This window comes from Variovorax sp. Soil_C_12, from assembly GCF_057657375.1.
This window is the reverse complement of record NZ_JBDGIO010000039.1, coordinates 1-2115: the sequence shown is the minus strand read 5'-3', so window position 1 is coordinate 2115 and position 2115 is coordinate 1. Positions and strand designations below refer to the sequence as shown.

Annotated in this window: 3 protein-coding genes; all 3 read left to right on the top strand. The window is 66.1% G+C overall.

Annotation, left to right across the window (positions count from 1 at the left end; genetic code table 11):
* Positions 1-84: 84 nt before the first annotated feature.
* A complete protein-coding gene (gene tnpA, locus AC3A6X_RS36345; protein ID WP_487846705.1) occupies positions 85-525 on the top strand; it encodes an IS66-like element accessory protein TnpA in 441 nt (146 codons plus the stop codon).
* Complete coding sequence (gene tnpB / locus AC3A6X_RS36340) at positions 501-851, top strand: IS66 family insertion sequence element accessory protein TnpB (protein ID WP_487846704.1); 351 nt, start codon at positions 501-503, stop codon at positions 849-851. Before tnpA ends, tnpB begins: the two co-directional genes overlap by 25 nt.
* A 79-nt stretch (positions 852-930) precedes the next feature.
* Positions 931-2115 (top strand): IS66 family transposase (gene tnpC, locus AC3A6X_RS36335; protein WP_487846706.1); only part of this gene is annotated, 1185 nt, incomplete at its 3' end.

Genomic DNA, 2115 nt, shown 5'->3' with positions numbered 1-2115 from the left:
GTATGCGGTCAATGAACCGCGTCCTTGAGTCACAGGCGGAGAGCTGACAGCCTACGTTCCCACGTAAACGAACGCGGGAACGTAATGACAGACGATCTGGAAGAGCTCAAGCGCCGACTGGTGGTGGGTCACAAGCGCGACGGGCGCAGTGTGTACGACGAGAAGGCGAAGTCTGAGCTTGTGGCGTTGTGCCTGCAGCCCGGCGCCTCGGTGTCGCGCCTGGCGCGCGAGTGTGGAGTCAATGCCAATCAGGTTGGACGCTGGCTGCGTGAGCACGGCCAAGGGCGGCGGCGTGCGCTTGTTGCCAGCGCTGCGTCCGCGCCAGCTACGTTCGTGGCAGTGCCGGTGTCACCGACACCCGCAACGCCGGTCGATCCGGACGCCAACGCAGTTGCCGGGGTGAGTTTGCAGGCGCGCTTGCCCAATGGCGTGGCGGTCGATCTGCGCGACGTCGATCCGCGGCACGTTGGGGAAGTGATCGAAGCGCTAGGGAGGCTGCGGTGTTCCGCTTCGACGAAGGGCTGAAGGTGTACCTGCACCGTGACCCGGTGGACTTCCGGCTCAACATCAACGGCCTGGCGGCGCTGGTGCAGCAGGCGCTCGGGTTGGACCCGTTCGCTGCGTGCGTGTATGTGTTCAGCAACCGTCGGCGCAATCGGGTGAAGGTGCTGGGCTGGGACCGCAATGGGTTCTGGTTGCTGCTCAAGCGACTGGAAGAGGACCGATTCATCTGGCCGAGCGAGACGGACGTGCCGACGTTGACGGTGGAGCAGTTGCACTGGCTGCTCGAAGGCATCGACATCGGTGTCGTGCAGCGGCACCCGCGGCGCGTGTACGAGCGGGTGGCCTGAGATCGTCCATCATGGTCCGGCGCCATTGCTGCAGATCCGCATGGCGCCACGCCGCGTGGCTGCGGACAATACCCGGCAGATGGTCGACATGCCCACGCTCGAAGAGTTCGCCGCCCTGCAGCAGGCATTGGCCGATGCGTTGAAGCGCAACGATTCGTTGGCGGGCGAGCTGCGCGTGACGCGCACCGAGCGCGACCTGTTCAAGGAGCAGTTGAACAAGTTCAAGCGGCAATTGTTCGCCGCCAGCAGCGAGGCTGCGAGCCAGCATCAGAAGGACATGTTCTTCAACGAGGCCGAGAGCCTCGGGGCGCAGGCCGAGCCGGCAGCCGAAGAGAGCGCCGACGACAAGATCGACGTGCCGGGTCACAAGCGCGCCAAGCGCGGGCGCAAGCCGCTCGATCCGGCGCTGCCGCGCGAGGTTGTGCGGCACGAATTGCCCGAGGGTGAGCGTGTGTGTCCCCACGACGGTGCGACCTTGCGCGAGATCGGCGTGGAGGCCAGCGAGCAGTTGGACATCATCCCGCAGCAGGTGCGCGTGATCCGCCACGAGCGGGTGAAGTACGCGTGCCCGTGCTGCGACGGTGGAATGCGCCTGGCCTCGCGCCCCGCGCAGGTGATTCCCAAGGGGCTGTTCACCGAGAGCGCGCTGGCCTGGATCGCCACGTCGAAGTACCTGGACGGGCTGCCGCTGTACAGGCAGGCGGCGCTGCTGGGGCGCTTCGGCGGCACCGACATCTCGCGCAACACGGTGGCCGGCAGCATCGTGCGCCTGGGGCAACTGGTTCAGCCGGTGGTGAACCTGCTGCGCGACGAACTGCTGGACGCACCCCTCGTGTTCGGCGACGAGACCGAACTGCAGGTGCTCAAGGAGCCCGGGCGCAACGCGCAGGCCAAGAGTTATATCTGGGCGCAGATGACCGATGGTTGCGGCAAGGACGGAACGGGGCCGCCGATCCGGCTGTTCACCTACTCGCCCAGCCGATCGACGAAGACGGCGATGGCGCTGTACGCCGGAATCCGCCAAGGGGCGGTTCTGATGACCGACGGTTACGATGTCTACGACACCGTGGCCGAGACGCACCGCCTCGTGCACCTGGGGTGCTGGACCCATTGCCGACGGTACTTCCATGAAGCGCTGCAGGCGTTGCCCAAGGAACAGCGCGGGCCGGACCAATTGGCCGCGCGGTTCATCGTGCTGATCGGCAAACTGTACGAGCTGGAGGCGCAGGCCAGGCGAGACGGCGTTGATACGAACGAACTCGGA